25 protein-coding genes are annotated in these 23,049 nt (G+C 67.3%); 15 read left to right on the forward strand and 10 right to left on the reverse strand.

Annotated features, from left to right (window positions below):
• Positions 1-8 precede the first annotated feature (8 nt).
• The 5 genes from SMAL_RS05425 (at position 9) to SMAL_RS05445 (ending at position 4,937) form a co-directional block, all read left to right on the forward strand.
• Positions 9-857, forward strand: coding sequence for an isocitrate lyase/PEP mutase family protein (locus SMAL_RS05425; RefSeq protein WP_012510370.1), 849 nt, complete (start codon positions 9-11; stop codon positions 855-857).
• 125 nt (positions 858-982) lie between these two features.
• Positions 983-2,008 (forward strand): AI-2E family transporter, encoded by a 1,026-nt coding sequence (locus SMAL_RS05430; RefSeq protein WP_012510371.1) that lies wholly within the window; start codon positions 983-985, stop codon positions 2,006-2,008.
• Positions 2,009-2,170: 162 nt separating this feature from the next.
• Entirely contained in the window at positions 2,171-3,913 is a 1,743-nt protein-coding gene (locus SMAL_RS05435) for a GGDEF domain-containing protein (RefSeq protein WP_012510372.1), read from the forward strand.
• 71 nt (positions 3,914-3,984) lie between these two features.
• Positions 3,985-4,422, forward strand: a complete 438-nt coding sequence (locus SMAL_RS05440) for a hypothetical protein (RefSeq protein WP_012510373.1) — start codon at positions 3,985-3,987, stop codon at positions 4,420-4,422.
• Positions 4,423-4,436: 14 nt separating this feature from the next.
• Complete coding sequence (locus SMAL_RS05445) at positions 4,437-4,937, forward strand: GNAT family N-acetyltransferase (protein WP_012510374.1); 501 nt, start codon at positions 4,437-4,439, stop codon at positions 4,935-4,937.
• A 3-nt stretch (positions 4,938-4,940) separates the two neighbouring features.
• On the opposite strand, the gene SMAL_RS05450 is transcribed toward SMAL_RS05445, so the two are convergent.
• On the reverse strand, positions 4,941-5,915 hold the full coding sequence (locus SMAL_RS05450; protein WP_012510375.1) for a LysR family transcriptional regulator: 975 nt from the start codon (positions 5,913-5,915) through the stop codon (positions 4,941-4,943).
• 138 nt (positions 5,916-6,053) lie between these two features.
• Here SMAL_RS05450 and SMAL_RS05455 point away from each other — a divergent pair, with 138 nt between their 5' ends.
• Positions 6,054-6,980, forward strand: coding sequence for an alpha/beta hydrolase (locus tag SMAL_RS05455; RefSeq protein WP_012510376.1), 927 nt, complete (start codon positions 6,054-6,056; stop codon positions 6,978-6,980).
• A 42-nt stretch (positions 6,981-7,022) separates the two neighbouring features.
• Here SMAL_RS05455 and SMAL_RS05460 read toward each other — a convergent pair whose 3' ends face one another.
• Both SMAL_RS05460 and SMAL_RS05465 read right to left on the reverse strand, forming a co-directional pair.
• Complete coding sequence (locus tag SMAL_RS05460) at positions 7,023-8,417, reverse strand: DUF2867 domain-containing protein (protein ID WP_012510377.1); 1,395 nt, start codon at positions 8,415-8,417, stop codon at positions 7,023-7,025.
• A 24-nt stretch (positions 8,418-8,441) separates the two neighbouring features.
• Positions 8,442-8,753, reverse strand: a complete 312-nt coding sequence (locus SMAL_RS05465) for a metalloregulator ArsR/SmtB family transcription factor (RefSeq protein ID WP_004147836.1) — start codon at positions 8,751-8,753, stop codon at positions 8,442-8,444.
• Between the two features lie 128 nt (positions 8,754-8,881).
• Here SMAL_RS05465 and SMAL_RS05470 point away from each other — a divergent pair, with 128 nt between their 5' ends.
• The 8 genes from SMAL_RS05470 to SMAL_RS05505 all read left to right on the forward strand — a co-directional run bounded on the left by SMAL_RS05470 (position 8,882) and on the right by SMAL_RS05505 (position 16,139).
• Positions 8,882-9,463 carry an NMCC_0638 family (lipo)protein gene (locus SMAL_RS05470; protein ID WP_012510378.1) on the forward strand — a complete coding sequence of 194 codons (582 nt, stop codon included), beginning with the start codon at positions 8,882-8,884 and terminating at the stop codon, positions 9,461-9,463.
• 210 nt (positions 9,464-9,673) lie between these two features.
• Entirely contained in the window at positions 9,674-10,141 is a 468-nt protein-coding gene (locus tag SMAL_RS05475; RefSeq protein ID WP_012510379.1) for a DUF2975 domain-containing protein, read from the forward strand.
• Positions 10,141-10,365, forward strand: a complete 225-nt coding sequence (locus tag SMAL_RS05480; protein WP_012510380.1) for a helix-turn-helix domain-containing protein — start codon at positions 10,141-10,143, stop codon at positions 10,363-10,365. The genes SMAL_RS05475 and SMAL_RS05480 overlap by 1 nt, the downstream gene beginning before the upstream one ends.
• 43 nt (positions 10,366-10,408) lie before the next feature.
• Positions 10,409-11,950: a TerC family protein gene (locus SMAL_RS05485; RefSeq protein WP_012510381.1), complete on the forward strand. Its 1,542-nt coding sequence runs from the start codon at positions 10,409-10,411 to the stop codon at positions 11,948-11,950.
• Between the two features lie 190 nt (positions 11,951-12,140).
• Positions 12,141-13,208, forward strand: coding sequence for a metallophosphoesterase (locus tag SMAL_RS05490; protein ID WP_332250440.1), 1,068 nt, complete (start codon positions 12,141-12,143; stop codon positions 13,206-13,208).
• A 72-nt stretch (positions 13,209-13,280) separates the two neighbouring features.
• Complete coding sequence (locus SMAL_RS05495; protein WP_012510383.1) at positions 13,281-13,691, forward strand: hypothetical protein; 411 nt, start codon at positions 13,281-13,283, stop codon at positions 13,689-13,691.
• Positions 13,692-13,788: 97 nt separating this feature from the next.
• On the forward strand, positions 13,789-14,802 hold the full coding sequence (locus SMAL_RS05500) for a hypothetical protein (protein ID WP_012510384.1): 1,014 nt from the start codon (positions 13,789-13,791) through the stop codon (positions 14,800-14,802).
• Between the two features lie 77 nt (positions 14,803-14,879).
• Positions 14,880-16,139, forward strand: coding sequence for an MFS transporter (locus SMAL_RS05505; protein WP_012510385.1), 1,260 nt, complete (start codon positions 14,880-14,882; stop codon positions 16,137-16,139).
• A gap of 4 nt (positions 16,140-16,143) precedes the next feature.
• On the opposite strand, the gene SMAL_RS05510 is transcribed toward SMAL_RS05505, so the two are convergent.
• On the reverse strand, positions 16,144-17,091 hold the full coding sequence (locus SMAL_RS05510) for a nucleoside hydrolase (protein ID WP_012510386.1): 948 nt from the start codon (positions 17,089-17,091) through the stop codon (positions 16,144-16,146).
• A gap of 151 nt (positions 17,092-17,242) precedes the next feature.
• On the opposite strand from SMAL_RS05510, the gene SMAL_RS05515 reads away from it, so the two are divergent.
• A complete protein-coding gene (locus tag SMAL_RS05515) occupies positions 17,243-17,569 on the forward strand; it encodes a hypothetical protein (protein WP_041864487.1) in 327 nt (108 codons plus the stop codon).
• 71 nt (positions 17,570-17,640) lie between these two features.
• On the opposite strand, the gene SMAL_RS05520 is transcribed toward SMAL_RS05515, so the two are convergent.
• The 6 genes from SMAL_RS05520 to mdcE form a co-directional block, all read right to left on the reverse strand.
• Complete coding sequence (locus SMAL_RS05520) at positions 17,641-18,360, reverse strand: GntR family transcriptional regulator (RefSeq protein WP_012510388.1); 720 nt, start codon at positions 18,358-18,360, stop codon at positions 17,641-17,643.
• Positions 18,361-18,466: 106 nt separating this feature from the next.
• Positions 18,467-19,834, reverse strand: a complete 1,368-nt coding sequence (locus SMAL_RS05525; protein WP_004147906.1) for an SLC13 family permease — start codon at positions 19,832-19,834, stop codon at positions 18,467-18,469.
• Positions 19,835-19,938: 104 nt separating this feature from the next.
• Positions 19,939-20,859: a malonate decarboxylase subunit epsilon gene (mdcH, locus tag SMAL_RS05530; RefSeq protein WP_012510389.1), complete on the reverse strand. Its 921-nt coding sequence runs from the start codon at positions 20,857-20,859 to the stop codon at positions 19,939-19,941.
• Positions 20,856-21,713: a triphosphoribosyl-dephospho-CoA synthase MdcB gene (gene mdcB / locus SMAL_RS05535; protein ID WP_004147910.1), complete on the reverse strand. Its 858-nt coding sequence runs from the start codon at positions 21,711-21,713 to the stop codon at positions 20,856-20,858. The genes mdcH and mdcB overlap by 4 nt, the downstream gene beginning before the upstream one ends.
• A complete protein-coding gene (gene mdcG / locus SMAL_RS05540; protein ID WP_004147911.1) occupies positions 21,710-22,351 on the reverse strand; it encodes a malonate decarboxylase holo-[acyl-carrier-protein] synthase in 642 nt (213 codons plus the stop codon). Before mdcG ends, mdcB begins: the two co-directional genes overlap by 4 nt.
• Positions 22,344-23,048, reverse strand: coding sequence for a biotin-independent malonate decarboxylase subunit gamma (gene mdcE / locus SMAL_RS05545; RefSeq protein WP_041864633.1), 705 nt, complete (start codon positions 23,046-23,048; stop codon positions 22,344-22,346). Before mdcE ends, mdcG begins: the two co-directional genes overlap by 8 nt.
• Between the last annotated feature and the right edge of the window lies 1 nt (position 23,049).

Consider the following 23,049-nt stretch of genomic DNA (forward strand, 5'->3'; position numbering starts at 1 on the left):
GAGACCACATGAAGAAGACACGTCGGCTGCGCGATCTGCTTCGGCAGGGCAGCGTGATAGCACCGGGCGTATTCGATGGCTTGTCGGCACGCCTGGTGGAGCTGGCCGGCTTCGATGCGGTATATGCCAGCGGCGGGGCCATCGCACGTTCGGCCGGCGTACCGGACATCGGCCTGCTCGGTCTCAGCGAAGTGCTTGTGCAGGTTGAACGGATCGTCGATGCCTGCGATCTGCCGGTGATCGCCGACGCTGACACCGGCTTCGGCGGCACCGCGAATGTTGAACGCACGGTGCGCGCGTTGGAAAGGGCAGGGGTTGCCGCCCTGCATATCGAGGACCAGGCCTTCCCCAAGCGCTGTGGTCACCTGGATGACAAGACGCTGGTTGACGCGGGCGAGATGTGCACGAAGATCCGCGTCGCCTGCCAGTCGCGGATCGATCCGGAGCTGATGATCATCGCGCGTACCGACGCCATCGCCTGCGAGGGCCTGGATGCGGCGATCGAACGCGCGCGTGCGTATGTGGAGGCGGGCGCGGACATGATCTTCGTCGAGGCCCCGGAAACGCTGGAGCAGATCGAGGTGATTTCGCAGCGTGTTCCCGGGCCGAAGCTGATCAACATGTTCCACAGCGGCAAGACGCCGCTGGTGCCGGTGCAGCGGCTTGCCGAACTCGATTACCGGCTGGTGATCATTCCCTCGGACCTGCAACGGGCTGCGATCCGGGCCATGCAGCGCACCCTGCAGGAGATTGCAGCGACCGGTGACAGCGGGCGTGTCGCCAATGCGCTGGCCAGCTTCAGCGAGCGCGAGGAGATCGTGCGTACCGGTCGTTATCTGGCGCTGGATCGCGCCTGAGTCGAGGAAGCCTGCCGGGAGCGGGGCGGCGGCCTGTGCAATCGTGGCGTAACGGCCATTCATCCTGCACGCGGCATCGCCACGGCAATCCTCTACCATGGGCCACCCCGCCCGGACCTGCCCTGATGCAAGACGCCCTTGTTGCCCAGCCCAAGCCCCCCGTCCCGAGGATCGCGGCCTGGCTGATGATGCTGCTGGGCATGTGGCTGGCGTTGAAGCTGGGCCTGGTGGTGACCCTGCTGTCGGGTCTGCTGGTGTTCCAGCTGACCCACCTGCTGGCCTCCACCGTGGAGGGCAAGCTGCCGCCAGGTCGGGCGCGGGCCATCGCGGTGATCGTGCTGTCAGCGGTGATCATCAGCGCGCTGGTGCTGGCCGGAATCGGCGTGGCGTCATTTTTCCGCAACGAGACCGGTGGGCCGGACGCGCTGCTGGCACGGCTGATGGAGATCCTCAATTCGTCGCGGCACCAGGTGCCGGCGCTGCTGCAGCCGTACATCCCCGAGGACATGCCGGCACTGCGCACGGCGCTGAACGACTGGGCCGCCGAACATCAGCGCCAGCTGGGCGTGGCCGGTACCTCGGTGGTGCAGGTGGGTGTACGCGTACTGATCGGTATGGTGCTGGGCGCGATGATTGCGTTGTACGACGAACTGCCGCTGCCGAAGATGGGCCCGCTGGCGCAGGAGCTGATCGGCCGCACCAGCCGCCTGGCCACCGCGTTCCGCCAGGTGGTGTTCGCGCAGGTGAAGATCTCGCTGCTCAATACCGTGTTCACCGCCATCTTCCTGCTGGGCGTACTGCCGTTGTTCGGCGTGCACCTGCCACTGTCCAAGACCCTGGTGCTGATCACCTTCATCGCCGGCCTGCTGCCGGTGGTGGGCAACATCATCTCCAACACCATCATCACCATCGTCGCGCTGTCGGTTTCGTTCTACGTGGCCGTGGCCGCGCTGCTGTACCTGATCGTGATCCACAAGCTGGAGTACTTCCTCAATGCGCGCATCGTTGGCGGCGAAATCCAGGCCCGTGCCTGGGAGCTGCTGCTGGCGATGCTGGTGATGGAAGCGGCGTTCGGCCTGCCGGGCCTGGTCGCCGCGCCGGTGTTCTACGCCTATGTGAAGCGCGAACTGGTCGACCAGCGCTGGATCTAGTACGGCAGGGTGTGACGCATTCGGCCCGCCCAGGCGCTTGGTAAGACCTTGCCGGCGCGTTCGCGGTAGCTGCGGTATACCCGTGGTCACGGTTCGCGCGGCACTGGCTTGGCGCTGCCGGGACCGGCGGCTACAGTGATCCGCACTTCAGGGGAAATTTGCATGGCCGGCAAGGCATCGCCCATCGGGTTGCGGACCTGGGTCTGGATCCTGGCGGGGTTGTTCGTGGTCTGTACGCTGCCGTTGATGGCCATCGCGCTGGTCCAGGGCACGCTGCGCTACAGCGCCGCCGAAGACAACCTGGTCAGCCTGCGCCAGCTGCGGCAGACCTTCGACCTGGCCAACCTGGTCTCCGCCGAACGCGGCCCGGCCAACAGCCTGCTCGGCGCCGACCCGGCCGATGCCGCCGAACACGCGCGGCTGGCTGCGCAGCTGGCGATGGCGCGCAGGCGGGTGGATATCTCGATGCAGCAGCTGGACAGCGTGTTCAGGGCCGCTCCCGGTGTGGTGGACGAGCAGGGCCTGCTGGCCGATGCGCAGCGTCGGCTGAAATCGGCGCGTGCGGCGGTCGACCGCGTCACCGCGCAGCCGCAGGAGGCGCGCCGGGTGGAGGAAGTGGAGCGGGCGATCAACAGCATGTTCGCAGTCGTCGACCGGCTGCATCTGCTGACCTCGGCGCAGATCAATCTGCTGGTCAGCGTCGACCGTGAGGCAGCCATTCCGGCGATGCAGGGCCAGGTGCTGATCGATCTGCGCGAGCATGGCGGCCGCCTGGCGTCCAACGTGATGGCGCCGGTCGCGGTGCCGGGCGCCTGGCGCGACGAGCAGGTACGCGCTGCACTGCAGACCGAGGGCCGCCTGCTGGAACTGTGGCGGCTGGCCGGCAGCCACCAGTCGGTGTTCCGCAGTGACCCGGAGCTGTCCTGGCACTGGGACATGGCCCGTCGGCAGTTCTTTGGCGAGTCGCTGCCGATGATCGAGCAGCTGATCGAGGACGGTCGCCGCGGCGTGCCGCCACCATGGACCGCGGCCGAGTTCACCGCGCGCTACGTGCCGACGCTGCAGTCACTGGAAGCGCTGCGTGATGGCTACCTGAGCGTGTCCATCGCCCGTTTCGAGCGCACCCGCAACCGTGAGGCGACACGGCTGGCAGTGTTGGTGGCGACTGCGCTGGGCACGCTGGTGGTGCTTGGCGTGGCCCTGCGCATTGCCCATCTGCAGATCCTGCGGCCGTTGCTGCTGGCGCAGCGGCAGGTGATCCAGATCGCCTCCGATGCACCCGGCCCGGAGCAGCACGTCACCCATCCGCTGGCGGAAATGCAGCGCCTGTTCGATGCCATCGAAGTGCTGCGCGAGAAGTCGCGGGAACGCTTGGCGTTGACCAGCGAGCTGCGCCAGCTGGCCGGTACCGACGAACTGACCGGCCTGCTGAACCGACGCGCGCTGGAGGAAGTGGTGCAGCAGCGGCATGCCGAGGGCGAGGCCAGTGCGGTGGTGATCCTGCTGGACGTCGACCGCTTCAAGGCGATCAACGATGGCCATGGCCACGATGCCGGTGACCAGGTGCTGGAGCAGGTGGCACAGCTGCTGCAGCGCCACCTGCGCCGCAGTGACAGCATTGCCCGCTACGGTGGCGAGGAATTCCTGGTGCTGTTGGCCGACGGTGATCTCGCGGGTGGCCGCCGCCTGGCGGAGTCGCTGCGCCTGGCGCTGCAGCAGTTGGACATCGTAATCGCGGGTGGCATCGAACTGCGGGTGACCGCCAGTTTCGGCGTGGCCCAGGGAGGTACCGATGCACTGGGCTGGCGCACGCTGCTGCGTGCCGCCGATGCCGCCATGTACCAGGCCAAGGCGCAGGGCCGTGATCGCGTGCGGGTGGCCGGTGGCGGGCGCGTTCCGCGCTGAAACGCCACGTTCATCGCTGGCGCACGCAGTGCCGCCTAGACTGGCCCTCCGATCGCTTGGAAGGAGCCATCATGACCGCTCGCCCCGTTGTCGCCGCAGTGCTGCTGGCCGGGTTGTTGGCCGGCTGTACCTCCACCGCTTCGCAGACCGCTGCGGATGCGCCGCGCCATCCCTCCATCGCCGCCGACCTGAGCCCGGTGCCGGCCTTCACCGGCGGCGGCGCGGGTTGGAGCATCGAGATCGCCTCCACCGGCAAGGGCAACCACGATGCCAGCCTCAGCGTTGACGGCCGCATCCACAAGGGCACGCTGCGCTATCTGGGGCAGCCGGCGGATGCGCCCAGCTCGCTGATCGTGCTCAACGGTGAACTTGGCAGGCAGCCGGCTGTCGTCGAGATCAAGCGCGAGTCGTGCCGCACTGCCGAAGGCGTCGACACCCTGGCCAGCGTACAGGTGACGATGGAAGGGCAGCCACAGCGCCGCGGTTGTGGCCATCTGGCGGTGTATTGAGGTCGCGCGACGGCATGCTCGAGATTCCCACGCTTTACACCGAACGCTTGCGGCTGCGCCCGCAACGGCTCGATGACTTCGAGGTCTACGCCGCATTCCTGGCGTCGCCGCGTGCGTGCGGCATGGGCGGTCCGTTTGGTGAGGTCGCCGCGTGGGGGCAGTTCTGCCACGACCTGGCCAGCTGGCAGCTGTTCGGCCACGGTGCGCTGATGATCGAGCGCGGCGACAGTGGTGCCTGCATCGGCCAGGTCGGTATCAACCACGGTCCGTTGTTCCCGGAAAAGGAACTGGGCTGGCTGCTGTACGACGGCCATGAGGGGCAGGGGTTCGCCACCGAGGCGGCCGGCGCGCTGCGCGACTGGGCCTTCGTGGTGGCGCAGCTGCCGACCCTGGTCAGCTACATGGCGCCGGACAATATGGCATCACAGGCCGTTGCGCAGCGGCTGGGCGGCGTGCTCGATGCGCAGGCCGTGCGCAGCGATGCGGATGATCTGGTGTACCGCTACCCGCGTTGAGGCCTAGCCGCGGGTGGCGGGGGCCTGCACCGTGCGGCCGAGCGCCTTGGCGACGCCTTCGCGCTTCTCGATCAGGAACTCCATCAGTGCACGCACGCGAGGTGGCATCTGCTCGCGCGAAGGCACATACAGGTAGAAGCCGGGGAACGGCGTGGACCACTCCGGCATCAAGCGGACCAGGCGTCCATCGGCCAGCATCGGCTGCAAGGAGAGGTCGATGTGCTGCATCACGCCCAGTCCCTGCAGCGCCGCCCGGATCATCCCTTCGTCGTCGTTGCTGACATAGCGACCGCGTGGTTCCACCTCAAAGTCATGGCCGGGTTGGCCGGGCGTGCTGAACTCCCAGGCATAGATGTTGCCGCTGCCGGTCTGTCGGTAGCCCAGGCATTCGTGCGAGGCCAGTTCGGCCGGCGTTGTTGGCGTGCCATGCCGGGCCAGGTAGTGGGGCGAGGCGGCGACCACCATTTCCAGCATCGGCGTGACCGGAACCGCGATCATGCCCTCGGCCAGGCGTTCACCGAGGCGGATGCCGGCGTCGCAGCCGTCGGCGACGATGCTGGACAGGCCATCATCCATCACCAGTTCGATGCGCAGCTCGGGAAAGCGCGCGAAGAATTCCGGCAGGTGCGGTTCGATCAGGGTCTTGGCGGTCAGGCGCGCGGTGTTGATGCGCAGCAGGCCCGACGGTGCATCGTGGTTGGCGCGCAGGCCGCGTACCGCGGCTTCGATGGTGCCCAGCGACGGCCGTAGTGCGTCGAACAGGCGCTGCCCTTCCTCGGTCAGCGACATCTCACGGGTGGTCCGGTGCAGCAGACGCACGCCCAGCTGCTTCTCCAGCGTCTTCAGGTTCTGCGACAGCGCCGGACGCGAGATGCCCATCTCGTCGGCCGCCTTGGTGAAGCTGCGGTGGTGGGCAATGTGGGCGAAGCCGGCCAGATGCGGCAGCAGGGCGGGGCTGAACGGGGTAGATGGATTCATCGGCGGGCCGTCGCGGACTGGTAACTCCAGCTTACTACTGTGGTCAGCATTGTCGGCTTTTTCGAGTCCAATACCAGGCCTATCGTGTTGGCAACGGCGATACCCCGGTCGCCCCTTCGCCCCACAGAGGAAACGCCCATGGAAACCGTCAGCATCCAGAATCCGGACATGGCCTGGCAGATTGCCGCCGACCTGTATTTCCCGCCGGGTTTTGACCGCCAGCGCAGTTACCCGGCCATCATCAGCATGCACCCGATCGGCAGCTGCAAGGAGCAGACCTCGGGCAATGTCTATGGCGAGGCCCTGGCCCGCGAGGGCTTCGTGGTCATTGCCTTCGACGCCAGCTTCCAGGGCGCCAGTGGTGGCGAACCGCGCTGGATCGAAGACCCGACACAGCGGGTGGAGGATGTTCGCCACGTGGTCGACTACCTGGTCACCTTGCCGTATGTGGATGCCGGACGCATCGGCGTGCTTGGCATCTGTGGCGGAGGCGGTTACGCGATCAACGCCAGCATGACCGAACGCCGCATCAAGGCCATCACCAGCATCACCGGGGTCAACTTCGGCCGCCTCAGCCGTGAAGCCTTCGGTGGCTTCGATCCCATTGGCACGCTGGAGGCGATTGCCACCCAGCGCACTGCGGAAATGCGTGGCGGCGAGGCACGCGTGGACATGTTCCTGCCGATGTCGGTGGAGGAGGGGCGTGCGGCCGGCATCACCGATATCGATGTGCTGGAAGCCACCGAGTACTACCGCACTGCGCGTGGCCAGAAGCCCAACGGTGCCTCGCGTGCGCTGTTCTCGCACCGCGCTGCGGCGATCGGTTGGGATGCGTTCCACCTGGCCGAGGTACTGCTGACCCAGCCGCTGCTGGTGGTGATCGGCGACAAGCCGGGCGGCTTCGGTGCCTACCGTGATGGCCTGGAGATCCATGGCCGCGCAGCGTCCAGGCACAAGCAGGTTGCGATGATCGAAGGCTGGTCGCACTACGATCTGTACGACAAGCCGGAGCCGGTGGCGCAGGCGCTGGCGGCGGTGATCCCGTTCTTCAGGCAGCATCTGTGAGGTGATGCTGCCAAGAGGGTACCGGCTGCTGGTTGTCTGGCATTACCTGGGCGCGGGGTGTCCCGCCCAGTCACCGATGCCGTCCAGTTCCGGTGCAAGTGCGTGTTCGGCCGCACGCCGCAGCAGTGCCGGTGCGACGTAGTGGCGATGCGTGCTGTCTATCAGCGCCATGTAGATGCGACCGAACGCATTGCGGGTCTGCACGCGCGAACCGAGACTGATCTCGACGCCACCATCCGCACGCAGCTGCACCCGCACGCTGCTGCGGAAACGCAGATGGCGGTCGTCGGCACCGAGCAGGACTTCCGCGCAGTGGTCATCTGCATCGACCCGCGAATCCAGCACTGGATAATGGCCAGCAAACAACCGGCTGCGGTCATTGGACAGCAGCGACGATACCGGGCAGCCCAGCGGTGAGGTGCGCAGCCTCAGCGGCGCAACCAGGCGGTTGCGCAGCGCCATCAACCGGTCCACGCCGCTTGGGGGATTGCGCAGGAAGCCTTCCAGTACCTCGGCCAGCAGTGCCGACGCGGAACGCTGCCGCACCTGCGTCCTGTCCAGCAGCAGCGTAGTCAGGTCCTGGTAGTGGCTGAGCGGTAGCGCAGTGGCGAGCAGGCCGTCGCTGTGTGGTGCCTGTGACTGGATGGGGTAGGCCGGCGTAGCGCGTTCGACGAACCCACGCAGCGGTTGCAATGTGATCCGCCGCAGCGGGCCGAACCATGCGCGGGTGCGCGCGCATAGCTGGGCACGCAGGCTGGGGGGCGCAGCCTGCAGTGACAGCTGCATCAGCGGCGTGGCCGCCAGAGCGGCTGCCGTCGGCCAGCAGGCTTCCGGCAGTACGTCAGTGAGGCTGGGAATGTCGGCGGCATTGCGCTGTACCTGCGCACGGGTGTGCTCGCTCATCGCACCGGCCAGTTCATTGCTGTGGCACGACAGCGCGAACAGCGCCGGATGGTTGCGGTGGTTCGATGCGAACTGGTGCCAGGTGCCGCCACCGAAGCGCACGGTGAACAGGCAGTCCGGCGGGATGCGGACGCGCCGCAGCGTGCGCGCGAAGACGCCGGGATCGCTCGCCAGCTCCGCGTCGGAAACGCTGGCGAAGCGCAGCTCGGCGCCGGCGCTGCCGGCGACGGCCGTGAACATGCGTGGACCGGCATGGCGATGGAACGGATGGCCACCGGCACCAACAGAGAAACTGTACAGCGAGGACGGATCACCCTGCTGCAGATGCATGCCGCCCAGCCGTGCCGAGGGCTCATCCAGCGCATCGATGAAGGCCGGATGGTGGCGCTGGCGCTGGTTGGCGTCGATGATCAGTGCATCACCGGCACCGATGCCCAATTGCGCGATCAGCGTGACTTCGGTCGGGCTGGCTCCTTCCCGGGCGGGAAGCTGGACGGCTGGAAACGAACGGCGGTCGCGGGTCGGTCCAGGCATGGTCGCGCTCCTTGGCAGGGATGCTCAGCGGGCAGGGGACTTGCGGCGGGCGCGGGCTTCGCGCTTGAGCGGGCCACCGACCGGACAGACTTCAGCGGCCCAGGAGAACAGCGTATTGGCCAGGCGGTCCGGCACCTGCCGGAAGTACACGAACTGGCCACGCTTCTCGCGTTCGATCAGCCCGGCTTCCTCAAGGATGCGCAGATGGCTGGACAGCGCGGGCTTGCTGAAATCGAAGCGCTCGGCCAGTTCACCCGCGCTGAGCTCACCGGCGCTGAGGTAGGCCAGGATCTGCCGGCGCGCGGTGGAGGCAAGGGCTTCGAAGATGCGGTCCATGGCGAGCTAATTAACTAATTCGTTAATTGATAGTCCTCCCGCTGCAGCCGGCTGTCAAGCGTCGGCCAGTTGCACGGCCCGCATGCCCTTTGCCATCCTCCCCGCTGCTTTCCGTCTTTGGAGTTTCGATGCGCGCTGCGTTCTGGCTGGTCCTGGCCCTGCTGCCCACCCTGGCTGTGGCACAGCCCGCGCGAGCGGCCAAGGACAATGCCTCCGCGCAGGACCCCTTCAGCGAACTGTTCGATACCGCCTGCATGCAGCACATCGGTGCCCCGGCGCGGCTGCAGTCGTTGATGGAATCCAATGGACTGTCGCCGTTGCAGCCTGCCGAAGCGGCCACGCTGCTGCAGGGCCAGCCAGGCGTGGCCTGGATGGTGCCGCTGGCCAGTGGCCGCTATGCGGTGAGCTGGGCCGACGATGGCACCTGCACGGTGTATGCGGAGAAGGCCGATGTGGCGGTGGTGCAGAAGGGCTTCGCACGGTTGATGCTGGCCGCACCGAAGCCGTTGCAGGCACGTTCGCTGCCGGGGCGCGGGCCGCTTTCGGCCGATCAGGTCGCCATCCAGTACGGCTGGGCCGCGCCCGGCCAGAGCAGGCTGCAGGTCCGTTTCCGCCTGGTCACGCGGCAGGCACCGGAGGCCGGCGTGCAGGCGATGGCGTCGGCGACCCCGGGCGAGGCGATGCTGGAACAGGCTGCGCCCGGACGCTAGCGCCGGGCCTGGCGCGGCGGCCGATGCAGGGGCCACGCTCGCGATTCAGTTTTTCATCGGGGATGTGGTATATCGTTTATCGATAAATCCACCCCGGGGCGGCGAAGCCACCCCAACACCGGAGGCCGCTTGACCGCTCGTCCCGCCCGCGCCAGACCCGCGCGAGGCTTGTTCACCCTGGCCCAGGCCGCCGTACAGGCCGTCCGGGCGATGTGCTGGCTGGGCATCCTGGCCGCACTGCTGGCCGTGCCGCTGGTCGCCCACGACCGTCGCTGGCTGCTCGACAGCGTCCACGACGCCAATGCCGCCGCCGCGCATGGCAACGACCTGTTCCTGCATTTCTGCCTGGGCCTGGGCGCGATCGTCGCGCTGCTGGTGCTGTGCCTGGTGTTCCTGCGCCACCTGCTGCGGCTGCTGGCATCGGCGGCACGCGAGCGGCCGTTCACCCATGCCAATGCGCAGCGCCTGCAGCGCATGGCGTGGTTGATGCTGGCGATGGAACTGCTGTCGATCCTGATCGGCGCCTACGCCGCATGGATGGGCCCGGACTTCACCTGGATGGAAGTCGGTGGCGGCATGTCGATCACCGGCCTGGTCGCGGTGCTGATGCTGTTCGTGCTGGCACGCGTGTTTGCCGTGGGTGCGGCGATGCGCGATGACCTCGACGGTGTCATCTGATGGCGATTGTCATCACCCTGGACCGCATGCTGCAGCAGCGGGGAATGACCCTGTCCGAGCTGGCCGGGCGCATCGACATCACCCTGGCCAACCTGTCGATCCTGAAGACCGGCAAGGCGCGCGCCATCCGCTTTTCCACGCTGGATGCGATCTGCCGCGAGCTGCAGTGCACGCCTGGCGATCTGCTCGGGCATGACCCGGCGCAGGCGCAGGAGGCTGACTGAGTGTTTCCCCTTTTCCCTTACCTACTGACGAAACGGACCTGAAATGGAATGGTTGGCTGACCCCTCGATATGGATGGGCCTTGCAACCCTGGTCGTGCTGGAGATCGTTCTCGGCATCGACAACCTGGTGTTCATCGCGATCCTTGCCGACAAACTACCGCCGCACCAGCGTGACCGCGCGCGGGTGATCGGCCTGGCGCTGGCGCTGCTGATGCGGCTGGTGCTGCTGGCCGCGCTGGCATGGATCATGAAGTTGACCGAGCCGCTGCTCACGCTGTTCGACCACAGCTTCTCCGGGCGTGACCTGATCCTGCTGGGCGGTGGCTTGTTCCTGTTGTTCAAGGGCACGATGGAACTGCACGAGCGCCTGGAGGGCCGCGAACACCACGAAGATGGCAAGAAGGTCTACGCCAGCTTCGCGATGGTGGTGGCTCAGATTGTGGTGCTCGACGCGGTGTTCTCGCTGGACTCGGTGATCACCGCAGTGGGCATGGTCGACAACCTGGGCGTGATGTATGCCGCGGTGACCATCGCGATGGTGCTGATGCTGGTGGCCAGCAAGCCGCTGACCCGCTTCGTCAACAAGCATCCCACGGTGGTGGTGCTGTGCCTGGGCTTCCTGCTGATGATCGGTTTCAGCCTGGTGGCCGAAGGCCTGGGCTACAAGATTCCGAAGGGCTATCTGTACGCGGCCATCGCCTTCTCGATCCTGGTCGAAGCCTTCAACCAGTGGGTGCGTTTCAACCGTGAGCGCAACGAGCGCCGCCAGCCGTTCCGTCAGCGCACCGCCGACGCCGTGCTGCGCATGCTCGGCGCGCGCCCGGCCAATGGTCATCACGACGAAGAAGCCAGCGAGCAGGTGGACGCCGAAGAGCGCCTGCAGCCGGCCGAGCACGAGATGATCCGCAGCGTGCTGGGCCTGGCCGATCGCCCGGTGTCGAGCGTGATGACCGTGCGTGCCGACGTGCAGTGGATCGACATGGCGCGTGGGCCGGAGGATGTGGTGGCACGCCTGGTGGCGTCGCCGCACACTCGCTTGCTGGTGGGCGATGGCGATCTGGACAGCCTGCGCGGCGTGGTACAGAGCCGCGACCTGCTGGCCGACCTGCTGCAGGGCAGGCCGCTGCAGCTGGAAGCCAACCTGCGCGAGCCGCAGTACGTGCTGTCGAGTGCCAGCGCATTGCAGGCGCTGGAACTGATCCGCCAGCACCCGGTACCGCTGGCGGTGGCGGTGGACGAGTACGGCAGCGTGGAAGGCCTGGTGACCGCCAACGACCTGCTGGCGGCCATTGCCGGTGACCTGGTCGACACCCAGGACGAGCGCTATGGCGTGGTCGCGCAGGGCGAAGATTGCTGGGAGGCCGATGGTGCGCTGACCCTGGACGATCTGCAGCGCCTGGCCGGTGTGTCGCTGCCGCGCAGTGCCGACTACATGACCATCTCCGGGCTGGTGCTGGAACAGCTGGGCCGCCTGCCGGACGTCGGCGATGCGGTGGAGGTGACCAGTGTACGTGTCACCGTGCTGGCGATGGAGAAGCGCCGCATCACGCGCCTGCGGGTGGAACGCATCGACGGACTGGCTTGACCAACGCCTTGTTGTAGAGCCGAGCCAATGCTCGGCTGCATTTTGAGAAGCCGAGGGCAGGCTCGGCTCTACACAACACTGCCCGCAACCTTCACCATGGCGGGCCCGCATTCTTTCCCGGATGGTTGCAGTGCTGAGTACGATCGGTTTGTTGATGGGCCTGTACGTGGCCTGGCGCCTGTTCTAGCCACTGCGCATGCCCATCTGGATGAAGGTCGTGCTGTCGCTGCTGCTGGTGGGCGTGGCCGTGCAGCTGCGCATCGTCGCTACCTTCTGGGGCACGATGGCCTCGCCGGAAATTCCGAAGCTGGCCATCGCCACGTTGGCCACGGGTTCGACTGCCGTACTGCTGCTGGCGCTGGTCCTGCTGGTGCTGGACGCTGGCCTGCTGTTGTCGCGGATCCTGCGCAGGCCACGTGCTGTATCGGCCCTGCGCGCGCCGAAGCTGCGGCCGGTGGCGGGTGTGCTGGCGCTGCTGGTCAGTGGCTATGGCGTCAGCCAGGGCATGGCCGTCCCCAAGCCCCGGCAGATCGAGGTGAGCATCGCCGGACTGCCGGCTTCGTTCGACGGCTATCGCGTGCTGCAGCTGACCGACATCCATGCCAGCCGCCTGTTGACCGGTGACTGGGTACGCAAGGTCGTGGACCAGAGCAACGCACTGACGCCGGACCTGACCGTGATCACCGGCGACCTGATCGACGGCAGCGTCGAGGCCCGCCGCGATGACGCGCGGCCGTTGGCCGACCTGCATGCACCGGATGGCGTCATCGCCATCACCGGCAATCACGAGTACTACGCGCAATACCAGGAGTGGATGCAGGCGTTCCGCGCGCTGCACATGCAGGTGCTGGAGAACAGCCACCTGCAGGTACGACGCGGTGATGCAGCGCTGACCATCGCCGGCGTCACCGACCCGGTGGCGGCCCGCTATGGCCTGCCTCTGCCGGATCTGGAGGCCGCGCTTGCCGGTGCTGATCCGGGCGCGCCGGTGATCCTGCTCGACCATCGCCCGCGCAATGCGCGCGAGGCTGCCGCACGCGGGGTGAAGCTGCAGCTGTCCGGGCATACACATGGCGGCCAGATCATCGGCATGGACCAGCTTGTGAAGCGTGCCAATGGCGGTTATGTGTCCGGGCGTTACGAGGTGGACGGCATGACCCTGTACGTGAGCAACGGTGCCGGCCTCTGGGCCGGATTTCCGGCACGCATCGGTGTGCCGTCTGAGATCACCTTGATCACCCTGCGCCGCGCCCCGTGACCTGAAGTGGGGTCAGATTCCTTTCCCTGCGGGAAAGGGATCTGACCCCTGACAGACCACATGGAAGGAACCATGTCCCATCGCCGCGCACCCATGGAACGCCTGATCCGGGCCAATGCGGACGAGATCAATCGGCTGCGCCAAGCCATCCGCGAGGCCGCTGGCACGCGCTGGCGTGGCCCGGAAGAAATGCAGCGGCATGCGGCAGCCTGCGCGGAATACAACCAGCGCTATGAACAGCTTGCTTTCCCGGGTGGCTACGCCAACGCGCTGAAGCAACTTGCCGAACGCGATCCAGATACGGTGGATGTCGTGCTGACCTTCCTTGAGGTGCGCCCGTACTTCTTCCGTTCCGGATATATGTGGAAGACGCTGCTGAAGCGTGTGCCACGGGCACCGATGGGTGTGAAGCAGCAGGCCCGGATGCAGAAGATCCTCGATGCCTACGCTGCTTACCGGGCGGGAAGCAGGCACTCCCAGTAGCTCCACGCCATGCGTGGAGGTCGCGCCGCACCCAGCGTCCCAGTCGGCCGCGGATCGGCGATCATGTGCACTGGGTCCTGAAACCAGGAAAGACGCAATGCAGGGAACGCATCCTTCAACCGGGCGCCGACGACACGCTGTGCTGCTGATCGCCGCATTGCTGCCGGTGGCCTGCCAGCGCACGCCTGACGCATCGGATGAGGCGCCGAGTGCAGACACGCCGGTTGTCGCGCCAGCGGCCGCCACTGATCTCTCCCCGCTGCTGGATGCCCTGCCGACCTGTGCGCTGGACGGCTGGTACATCGATCAGCAAACCGACCGCCCGGCCCACCCCTGGCTGGCCGCGAATGCGCCACGACCCTGCAAGAAGGACGAGGAGAACGAGATCGCCACGTTCTGCGTGCAGGGGCAGTGGAAGGGACTGCCGGTGGAGGAGGTGATCCTGCCGACGATGACCTTCGTTTCGTTCCGTGGTGCGAAGATCGGCCTGCCGTTGGAGAAGGCGCGTCCGATCGTCCGCGAACGCTTCGGACAGGCTTTCCCGGGTGGTGCGCCTTACGAAGCGGGTCGCGAGCCGAAGCTGATGGCCGATCCCGAGGATGCGCAGCGTTCGTGGCTGCTGTGCAGCACGCCCGAGCCGGGGGGCGATGTGGGCAGCCAGGCAGGCGTCAGCTACTCGGGCATGAACCTGCCCTACGACCACGACGGCTGCAGCTACCGCTACAGCCCGGTCGACTTCTGCGATGCGCGGCACCGCGCAGCCATCGAAGATGCGCTCCAGCACCAGAAACCCAATTTCAACCAGCACTATCTGCTGGTGCAGGTCGATGATCGTCCCGAGTACTTCCAGCGCACGCTGGTGCTGGTCGATACCCGCACGGGCAGGGTGACGCCACTGCCGTTCGATGCCTTCACCGGACCAGCAGGGAGAGGCGGAGATGCCACCGGCTACGGGACACTGGAAACGGGCGTGGACCAGCCGCAGTTCTGCCTCGACGGCGCGTTGCTGGTCTACCGTGTGTTCGAGGAAGGTCGCTTCTGCTTCGGCTTTGACGGTGAGCGATTCACCGGCCATGAAACCCAGTACATGCAGGCGACGGACAGCCGATGACCGGTATTTCACCCCGGCCATGACATCCTCCTCGAACCTGCACAATCGGGATCGAGGCTGTTGAAGGCGAACACGCAATGACTGCCGCGCGGCAGCGCTCGATGTGGGTGGCCGGCCTGTCCACGGTGGTGGAGTGGTACGACTTCACCTTGTATCTGTACTTCGCCACGGTGCTGTCGCGGGTGTTCTTCGGCGGCGGCAAGGAGGCGATGCTGGTGACCCTGGCCGGGTTCGCGGTGTCCTATCTGATGCGTCCACTGGGTGCGCTGTGCTTCGGCCACCTGGGTGACCGGCTGGGCCGGCGCTGGATGCTGCTGGCGTCGATGGCCTTGATGGCAGCGGCGATGCTGGCCACCGCACTGTTGCCGACCGCTGCCACGGCAGGTACCACGGCGGGCGTGCTGCTGCTGGTGCTGCGCTGCGTGATGGCGTTCTCGGTAGGCGGCGAATACACCGGCGTGGTGGCGTACCTGCTGGAAAGTGCGCCGGTGCGGCGACGCGGGCTGGTGACCTCGCTCGCTTCGGCGGCCAGTGAAGTGGGGGCGCTGCTGGCAGTGGCGATCTCCGCGCTTACGGTTGCGCTGCTGCCCACCGCGCAGCTGGACAGCTGGGGCTGGCGCATTCCCTTCTTCGTCGGCGCGGCGTTGGCGGTTGTGATCCTGGTCGCGCGCTCGGGCATGCACGAATCGCCGGAGTTCGAGCGCCAGCGTCGCGAGGGCAGTATTCCGGCTACGCCGCTTCGCCACGTATTGCGTAACCACCCACTGGCGGTGGCACGCACCTTTGCGATCTCGGCGCTGGGCTCGATCACCTACTACGTGGGCATCACCTATGTGCCGGCGTTCCTGCATGCACAGGGTCACGACGAGGGCGATGCATTATGGCTGTCGACGATTGCGGCAGTCGCGGTCATCGCGATCACGCCGTTGTGTGGCGCATTGTCCGACCGCGTCGGGCGACGCCCGATGCTGCTGGGTCTGACCCTGCTGGCGGCGCTGCTGCCACTGTCCCTGTTCGCGTGGATGGCACAGGCGACGGCGCTGGGCATCGCGCTGGCGGCGGTGCTGCTGGCCTGTGTAGCCGGTGGTGTGAGCGCGGTGGCGGCCCCGGCTACGGCCGAGCAGTTCCCGGGCGAGGGCCGGGTCAGCGGGCTGGCACTGGGGGTGACCATGGCCACCGCATTCTTCGGCGGAGCAACACCCTGGCTGGCGCAATGGTGGGTGGAGCGCAGCGGCTGGGCGGCCGCGCCGGGCGCGATGATCGCGCTGGTGGCGGTGCTGGTGTTGCCAGTGCTGTGGACCCTGCCCGAGACGGTCCCGGGCAGGGCCAAGCGCTAGCCGATCAGACCTTCAGGGTCTGCTCGATGTCGGCCAGTACGGCGGCCGCATCCACGCCGATGGCAATCGACTGCAGTACATGGCCGTCCCACACGCTGGGACCAAAGCCCATGCCTTCCGGCTTGGGAATGGTCATGCCGCGGGCAACGCCATCGGTGGCCACGCGCACGCTGGCACGTTCGAACTGGAACAGCTCCGGGCGGGTCAGCGCGATGCAGGCGCAGCAGTCATGCACGACCATGCCCTTGTGGCCGGCCTGCAGGTAGAAGTCGACGTAGTCCTGCGACAGCGCACGGACCAGCTCGGCGTCGGCACCGCCGATGGCGGCCAGCTTGTCCAGGCCGTCGCGGTTCATTTCCACGCGGGTGGTGACATCCAGCCCGATCGCCGTGACCGGCCACTGCGCGGTGAACACAATGTCGGCTGCTTCGGCGTCGCCCCAGATGTTGGCCTCGGCGGCCGGGGTGATGTTGCCGTTGACGTGGAAGGCGCCGCCCATCAGCACCACGCCGCGCACCAGGCCGGCGATGTCCGGAGCCTGCTGCAGGGCAAGGGCCAGGTTGGTCATGCGGCCGACCGCGACCAGGGTCACTTCGCCCGGATGGGCGCGGACCAGATCGATGATCAGCTGGGCCGCCGGGCGCGCATCGACGGCCACGTCCAGGCTGGCCGGCACCGGGTGGTTGCCCAGGCCGTTGTGGCCGTGGATGTGCACCGGCCAGGCTTCCGGGGTAGCTTCGGGCTGCAGCGGGCCACCGGCACCGCGCGCGACCGGGGCGGCAAAGCCCCAGGCCTGCTTCAGGTACAGCGCATTGTGCGTGGTCGACTCCACCGAGGCGTTGCCGAAGGTGGTGGTGACGCCGATCAGGTCGATCTGCGGGTGCTTGTGCAGGTACAGCAGGGCCAGGGCGTCGTCGACGCCCGGGTCGGTATCGAAAATGACTTTCAGCATGTTGTTGTTCTTCTTCTTCCGTGTGGTGCAGGGGGGCCGGCGGCCTTGCGGGCAGGCCGGCGCGCCCTACATTGTCCCATCTTCATGACAGGCAGGGCCATTGCCGGGGTGGCAGGCCATAATGCCCCCAGTCCAGGCACGGAGCCGCCGAATGCTGATCGTTGCCCTTCTGCTGGTCCTGCTGGTGCTGGGCCTGAACGTGGTGGCCACCGTGGTGATCGCGCAGCGTGACGGCCTGACGGCGGGCGGCCGGACGGTGCAGTTGCTGCTGGTCTGGCTGCTGCCGCTGGTCGGCGCGATCCTGTGCATGGCAGTAGCCACGGCCGATGGCTCGGGCAGCCGGGCGGATGGCGGCGCAAGCTACGACAGCTCAGGTGGCTATTCCGGTGACAACCACAGCCATCACAGCCACAGCAGTTCCGACTGCAGCAGTGATGGTGGTGGGGGTGACGGCGGCAGCTGCGGTGGCGGCGATTGATGAGACGTCCCAGGGTGCCCGCCAAGGTCACGTCCTGGTAGTGCCGGCCGCTGGCCGGCAACCCTGTGCGCTCAGCCGCCGCCTTCGGTCGGCAACGGCGCCGGCACGTTCAACAGCCCGCCCGCCGCCACATAGGCAGCCAACGCCTGGCCCTGGCTCAGCAGATGGCGCTCCATGGTGCGTTCGGCGGCCTGCGCATCGCGGCGGCGGAAGCATTCCATCAACTCGCGGTGTTCGGCCAGCGACTGCGCGGTGCGCCCGGGGGTCAGCAGCTGGCGGCCGCGATGCATCTTCAGGATGCGGTGCAGATCGTGGGTGATGCGGATCAGCCAGGGGTTGCCCGCGTAGTGCTGCACGGTTTCGTGGATCAGGTAGTTGTTGCGGTAGTACTCGGCGATGTTGCCTTCGGCCGCCGCCGCTTCCATTGCCGCATGCAGGTCTTCGAGCTGCTGCACGCCGGCGTCGTCGATGTGCTTCACCGCCTCATGCGCGCAGCGGCCTTCCAGCATCGCCATCACCGGGAACAGCTGGTTGAGGTCTTCCAGCGTCAAACGGGTGACCCGGCTGCCACGACCGGCATCGATCTGCACCAGGCCTTCGGCGGCCAGCAGCTTCAGCGCCTCGCGCAGGGGTGTGCGGCTGATGCCCAGTTCTTCGCACAGCGCGGGCTCGTCGATCCACTCGCCCGGCGGCAGCCGGTAATCGTAGATGCGCTCGCGCACGTGTTCGGCCACCTCTTCATACAGAGGCGCGCGCTTCTTCGGTGAACGTGGGGCAGGGGCAATAGCCATGGAGGAAGTGTACCGCCAGGTAGTGCCGGCCGCTGGCCGGCAACCCATGATCGCTGGATGGCTTCATGAGATTGCCGGCCAGCGGCTGGCACCACCGTTGGGATGATTACATCCAGCCCGGCACCACGAATACCAGCCAGGCCAGCAGCGGCCCCAGCGCCACCACCAGTCCGCTGTAGACCAGGAAGCGGCGGAACAGCGTCTCGCGCTCTTCCTTGGCGGCCGAGGCCACCACCAATGCGCCATTGGTCGAGAACGGGCTGACATCGACGATGGTGGATGACACCGCCAGCGCACAGATCACGCCGGCCGCGCTGAGGTGGCCCTGCATCAGGAACGGCACCGCCAATGGAATCGTCGCGCCGAGTACCGCCGCCGATGAGGCGAATGCGGAGACGATGCCGCCGACGTAGCAGACCAGCAGCGCACCGAGCAGCGGGATGCCGATGTCGGAGACACCGTTGCCGATGAAGTCCACCGCACCGGCATGTTCCAGCACACCGATGTAGGTCACCACGCCGCAGATCAGCAGCACGGTGGACCAGCTGATGCCATCGACCGCGCCTTTCTGGCTCTGCGGCGAAAGCAGTGCCAGCACCACCGCCACAGTGATCGACACCAGACCTACGTTGAGGTTGTAGATCAGCGCGGCCACGCCCAGGCCAAGCAGGCCGACCAGGGTGAACAACCGCTCGCGGGTCAGGCTCACCGCATCCAGTGCCACCGGATCATTGGACAGGGTGCCACCACCGGCGGCCACCAGCGCGCCGTGGCCTTCGATCGCGAACTGGCGCGACGATGCCTGCGGGCCACCGGCCATCGCCAGTTCCGCGTTGCCGACCATTCCCGCCGCGGTGATCGAGCCACGACGCAGCAGGGCGATGCCACCGAAGGCGAAGAAGCAGATCGTCGCCATCATGAAGTTGAAGCCCAGGCTGGTCAGGAACACCGCCATCTCGGTCACTTCCAGCCCGGCCTTCTGCACCACGCCGTTGGTGATGCTGCCGTACACGCTGATCGGCGAGAAGCCGCCCGCCTGTGCGCCATGGATGACCAGCAGGCCCATCATCAACGGGTTGATGTTGTACTGCTTGGCAAAGCGCAGCGCGACCGGACCGATGATGGCCACCGCTGCCGGGCCCAGCGCACCGAAGGCGGTCAGCACTGCGGTGATCACGAACATCACCCACGGAATGGCCACGATATGGCCGCGCACCGCTTTCACTGCCCAGTGCACCAGCAGGTCGATGGTGCCGTTCTTCTGCGCGATGGCGAACAGATAGGTGATGCCGACCAGGGTCAGGAACAGATCGCCGGGGAAGCCGGCCAGCACCTCTTTGCCCCCCATGTCGACCCACAGCCCGCCGATGATGAAGGCCAGCGCGAAGGCGACGGCGCCCATGTTGATCGGCATCGCGGTGGCAACGATGAACATGATCACCAGACCGATGATCGTTGCGATTTGTGGACTCATGCGCCCTCCCAGACACGTGACTCACGTACAGCGCGGATGGAGACCCGCCATCCCGGGGTAAGGCGACGTACTGCGTGTTGCGTGATACGTACTGCTCGAACCCGTTACTGCAGCCGCTCCAGCGCACTGCGAACCCATGCCGCCGCGCCTTCAAGGCTTTGGAACTCTTCCACCGCGCGTACCTCGCAGCACGGATAGGCCGGCGCGACCATGCGCGCCAATGCGTTGCCCGGGCCCAGCTGCAGGAACACCCGCGCGCCACGCTCGAAGGCCTGGCGCATCACCTGCGCCCATTCGATGGTCTGCGCGAGCTGCGCCGACAGCGTGTGGACCGCCGTTGCGCGATCCCGCACCGGTCGCGCATCGATGCCGGCCAGAAGGGGCAGGCGTGGCGCCTGCAGTGACACTGCTTCCAGTGCGGCGGCAAACGGTGCCACTGCGCCGGCCAGCAGCGGCGTGTGCGCGGGCACATGGACCGGCAGCGGGCGGATCTCCGCACCGCGCAACTGCGCGTCCATCGCCAATGCGTGCAGCGACCGCCATGCGCCGCCCACGATGAAGTGGTCGTGGCCATTGGCGATCGCGATGAAGGCGCCATGCACATCGCACAACTGCTGCGTGGCAACGCGGTCCAGTCCCAGTACTGCCTGGAGCCCGGCGTCATCGGGGCTGGCGGCATCCATCAGGCGCGCGCGCTGCGCGGACAGTGCCAGGCAGGTGGTGATGTCGAAGCTGCCGGCGATGGCATGTGCGGCGAGCTCGCCGATGCTGTAGCCCGCGATCACCGTCGGCGTTGGCAACACCTCGCGCAGGCCCTGCCAGTGCGCCAGGCTTGCCGCGCACAGCAGGGGCTGGGCCTGCACATTGTCGAAGCGGTCGTCGGCCGCCGCGGCGGCGAATACATCGCGGCCCAGCAGTTCGCTCGTGGCATCGAGTACCGGCCGTGCGGCAGCAAGGTCGCGCACGCGATCGAACATCGCCGGATGCTGTGCACCTTGTCCGGGGCAGAGCAGGGTAAGGCTCATGCGCGCTCCTGGCGCAGCAGGAACACGCTGCATGCCAACAGATCGGCGCTGCCGCCAGGGCTCAGCCGACGGGCGACGAAGGCGTCAGCGACGAGCTTCAGGCGTGCGCGCCAGGCCGGTGCAAAGGCACCGCCGGTAGCAAGGAAATCCTGCGCCTGCTGCCGCGCCCAGCGCAGGCCATCGGCCCCGCCACGATGCAGCAGGTTGAGGTCGTCGGTGTGGGCGACCAGCTGCATCAACGTGTGGCACATCGCGGCCTCGCGCGTCAGCCCATTGGCCAGCGCATCGCGCAGGCTGGGCAGCGCCACCGCGCGCAGCAGCGGGTAACCGGCGGCGGCCTGTTCGCGCACGCCCGGCACCTTGTGCAGGGCGCGCGCACGCTGGCCCGGGCTGGCTGCATCCAGCGGGGCGTTTGCGAAATCCGCAGCCCAACGGCGTACCTCCAGGCAGACCTGTTCGCCGGTGGCGGCATGGCCCAGGCGGGAGCGGCAGGCAGCGGCGGCCGCCACCAGCAGGCCGAGGCTGAAGATCGCGCCGCGATGGGTGTTGATGCCCGAGGTGGCACGCAGCATCGCCGCTTCGGCCGCGATGCCACGCTGGCGCAGCGCATCGAACGGCGCTGCCGTAGCGCCGGCGCGGGCCACGGCGGTGAAATAGTGGCGCAGCGCAAACAGGCTGCGCAGGAACGTGCCGGCATCCATGTCGTGGTGGCTGCCGCGGTCAAACGGTGTGACCAGCCCCGGTTTGGGGGCCAGGGCCAGCTCGGCATGCAGGCTGGCGACGGCCACGCGGCCCAGGCGTGCGCAGTCCACCGCCGAACCGGGTTGGGCAGCGCTGTGCGCGACAGCGTTCATGCGGCTATCCCGGCGGAACTGAACAACGCCTCGCGCAGTTCCAGTGCAGCGCCGTCGGCGCGCTTGACCAGCACCTCGCGACTGCGTCCGGCATACTCGCGCCAGTTCACGGCACCGCCGTCAGCCAGGCACAGTTCGCCATCGACGCGACGGTCGTACTCGGTTTCCCATGCCTGCAGGCTCGCGATCAACCTGTCGGCCTGCGCTGCGCTGTCAGCCTGCCACAGCAGGTCGATGTCCGAGCGCGCATGCACGTAAGGCAGATGGCTGAGCAGCTGCCAGGCAAACGCACCGAATACACGTGCCGGGGCGATGGCCTGCAGTGCCTGCAGTGGGTGTTGCCATACCACTGGCAGGTTGCCTTCAAGCACCGCCTGCAGCGTTGGCGGCGCCTCGGTCCGCAGTACGTCCTGCAGCGGTACGCGCAGGGCGAGGCGCAGCTTGCCCTCCATCGGAGGCAGCGGCACGCCGAGACGCAGGCGTGGATCGGCATCGTCCGCGGCACGACGCGCAACGATGGCCGGCAGACCCTGCGCAAACCAGTCGGCCAAGCGCGGCTCGTGCGCGGCGATGTCCGCCTGCCAGCCGGCGTGCACCGACAACCAGACCAGCGTATGGCGGGGCAGCCGCTCAGGCATCGCCCTGGCTCACGGCTGCAGCCACGCTTGCGGATAGTGTGCGCCCACCACGTTCGGCACCCCGCGTGGCGCGGCAGTCGCCTTCGGCGGGCGTGCGCAGGGCCTGCAGCAGGTGCGTGGCCAGATCGCCATCCCATAGCGATTCCACCGCACCCATTGCCACGTAGTTCTCCACGCCCGGCGCGAACACTGGCGAGGTCTGGCTGAGTGCCTGCAGTTTCTCCAGCGGCTGCTTGGTCACCCTTGCCATCGCGCGCAGGTCCATTACCCGCACCTGCGCATCGGGCAGGGCGTGGATGTGGTCGGCCATCAGACCGAATGAGAGGAAGCCGCCGCTGACCGACTCGCCATAGACCAGGGCCACCAGCCGCGCACCGCGTCGGCGTGCCAGATCCAGCGTCTGCGCCAAGTGAGCGAAGTAGCCGTTGATGCCAAGCAGTTCGTCACGGCGTGCCAGGCGTTGGCCGGCGGTGTCGACCAGCATCACGATCGGTCGTTGCGGATGCGCGGCGGTGCTGGCCAGCACGGTTTCGGCCAGTGCCAATGCGTGGTCCACGCCCACTTCAAGCTTGTCGGCGGTACCGATCACGGTCACCTCGCCATCCTCGGTGGTGGCGCTGCCGGTCAGCACCGAATCGTTCACCGCAATGGCGTGGCCACGCGGAAACAGGGCATCAAGCAGCGCGTGCAGCGGCAGG

It is taken from the genome of Stenotrophomonas maltophilia R551-3 (genome assembly GCF_000020665.1).
In the GTDB taxonomy this organism is placed as follows: domain Bacteria; phylum Pseudomonadota; class Gammaproteobacteria; order Xanthomonadales; family Xanthomonadaceae; genus Stenotrophomonas; species Stenotrophomonas maltophilia_L.

What these genes read in the sequence shown, in the direction of transcription:
- SMAL_RS05470 (WP_012510378.1), top strand. Translation starts at nt 8,882, where the DNA reads ATGCGCGCTGCGTTCTGGCTGGTCCTGGCCCTGCTGCCCACCCTGGCT.
- SMAL_RS05425 (WP_012510370.1), top strand. Translation starts at nt 9, where the DNA reads ATGAAGAAGACACGTCGGCTGCGCGATCTGCTTCGGCAGGGCAGCGTG.
- SMAL_RS05525 (WP_004147906.1), bottom strand. Translation starts at nt 19,834, where the DNA reads ATGAGTCCACAAATCGCAACGATCATCGGTCTGGTGATCATGTTCATC.
- SMAL_RS05520 (WP_012510388.1), bottom strand. Translation starts at nt 18,360, where the DNA reads ATGGCTATTGCCCCTGCCCCACGTTCACCGAAGAAGCGCGCGCCTCTG.
- mdcG (WP_004147911.1), bottom strand. Translation starts at nt 22,351, where the DNA reads ATGCCTGAGCGGCTGCCCCGCCATACGCTGGTCTGGTTGTCGGTGCAC.
- SMAL_RS05450 (WP_012510375.1), bottom strand. Translation starts at nt 5,915, where the DNA reads ATGAATCCATCTACCCCGTTCAGCCCCGCCCTGCTGCCGCATCTGGCC.
- SMAL_RS05485 (WP_012510381.1), top strand. Translation starts at nt 10,409, where the DNA reads ATGGAATGGTTGGCTGACCCCTCGATATGGATGGGCCTTGCAACCCTG.
- SMAL_RS05480 (WP_012510380.1), top strand. Translation starts at nt 10,141, where the DNA reads ATGGCGATTGTCATCACCCTGGACCGCATGCTGCAGCAGCGGGGAATG.
- SMAL_RS05510 (WP_012510386.1), bottom strand. Translation starts at nt 17,091, where the DNA reads ATGCTGAAAGTCATTTTCGATACCGACCCGGGCGTCGACGACGCCCTG.
- SMAL_RS05515 (WP_041864487.1), top strand. Translation starts at nt 17,243, where the DNA reads ATGCTGATCGTTGCCCTTCTGCTGGTCCTGCTGGTGCTGGGCCTGAAC.
- SMAL_RS05505 (WP_012510385.1), top strand. Translation starts at nt 14,880, where the DNA reads ATGACTGCCGCGCGGCAGCGCTCGATGTGGGTGGCCGGCCTGTCCACG.
- SMAL_RS05460 (WP_012510377.1), bottom strand. Translation starts at nt 8,417, where the DNA reads ATGCCTGGACCGACCCGCGACCGCCGTTCGTTTCCAGCCGTCCAGCTT.
- SMAL_RS05495 (WP_012510383.1), top strand. Translation starts at nt 13,281, where the DNA reads ATGTCCCATCGCCGCGCACCCATGGAACGCCTGATCCGGGCCAATGCG.
- mdcH (WP_012510389.1), bottom strand. Translation starts at nt 20,859, where the DNA reads ATGAGCCTTACCCTGCTCTGCCCCGGACAAGGTGCACAGCATCCGGCG.
- SMAL_RS05465 (WP_004147836.1), bottom strand. Translation starts at nt 8,753, where the DNA reads ATGGACCGCATCTTCGAAGCCCTTGCCTCCACCGCGCGCCGGCAGATC.
- mdcB (WP_004147910.1), bottom strand. Translation starts at nt 21,713, where the DNA reads ATGAACGCTGTCGCGCACAGCGCTGCCCAACCCGGTTCGGCGGTGGAC.
- SMAL_RS05445 (WP_012510374.1), top strand. Translation starts at nt 4,437, where the DNA reads ATGCTCGAGATTCCCACGCTTTACACCGAACGCTTGCGGCTGCGCCCG.
- SMAL_RS05440 (WP_012510373.1), top strand. Translation starts at nt 3,985, where the DNA reads ATGACCGCTCGCCCCGTTGTCGCCGCAGTGCTGCTGGCCGGGTTGTTG.
- SMAL_RS05430 (WP_012510371.1), top strand. Translation starts at nt 983, where the DNA reads ATGCAAGACGCCCTTGTTGCCCAGCCCAAGCCCCCCGTCCCGAGGATC.
- SMAL_RS05475 (WP_012510379.1), top strand. Translation starts at nt 9,674, where the DNA reads ATGTGCTGGCTGGGCATCCTGGCCGCACTGCTGGCCGTGCCGCTGGTC.
- SMAL_RS05455 (WP_012510376.1), top strand. Translation starts at nt 6,054, where the DNA reads ATGGAAACCGTCAGCATCCAGAATCCGGACATGGCCTGGCAGATTGCC.
- SMAL_RS05500 (WP_012510384.1), top strand. Translation starts at nt 13,789, where the DNA reads ATGCAGGGAACGCATCCTTCAACCGGGCGCCGACGACACGCTGTGCTG.
- SMAL_RS05435 (WP_012510372.1), top strand. Translation starts at nt 2,171, where the DNA reads ATGGCCGGCAAGGCATCGCCCATCGGGTTGCGGACCTGGGTCTGGATC.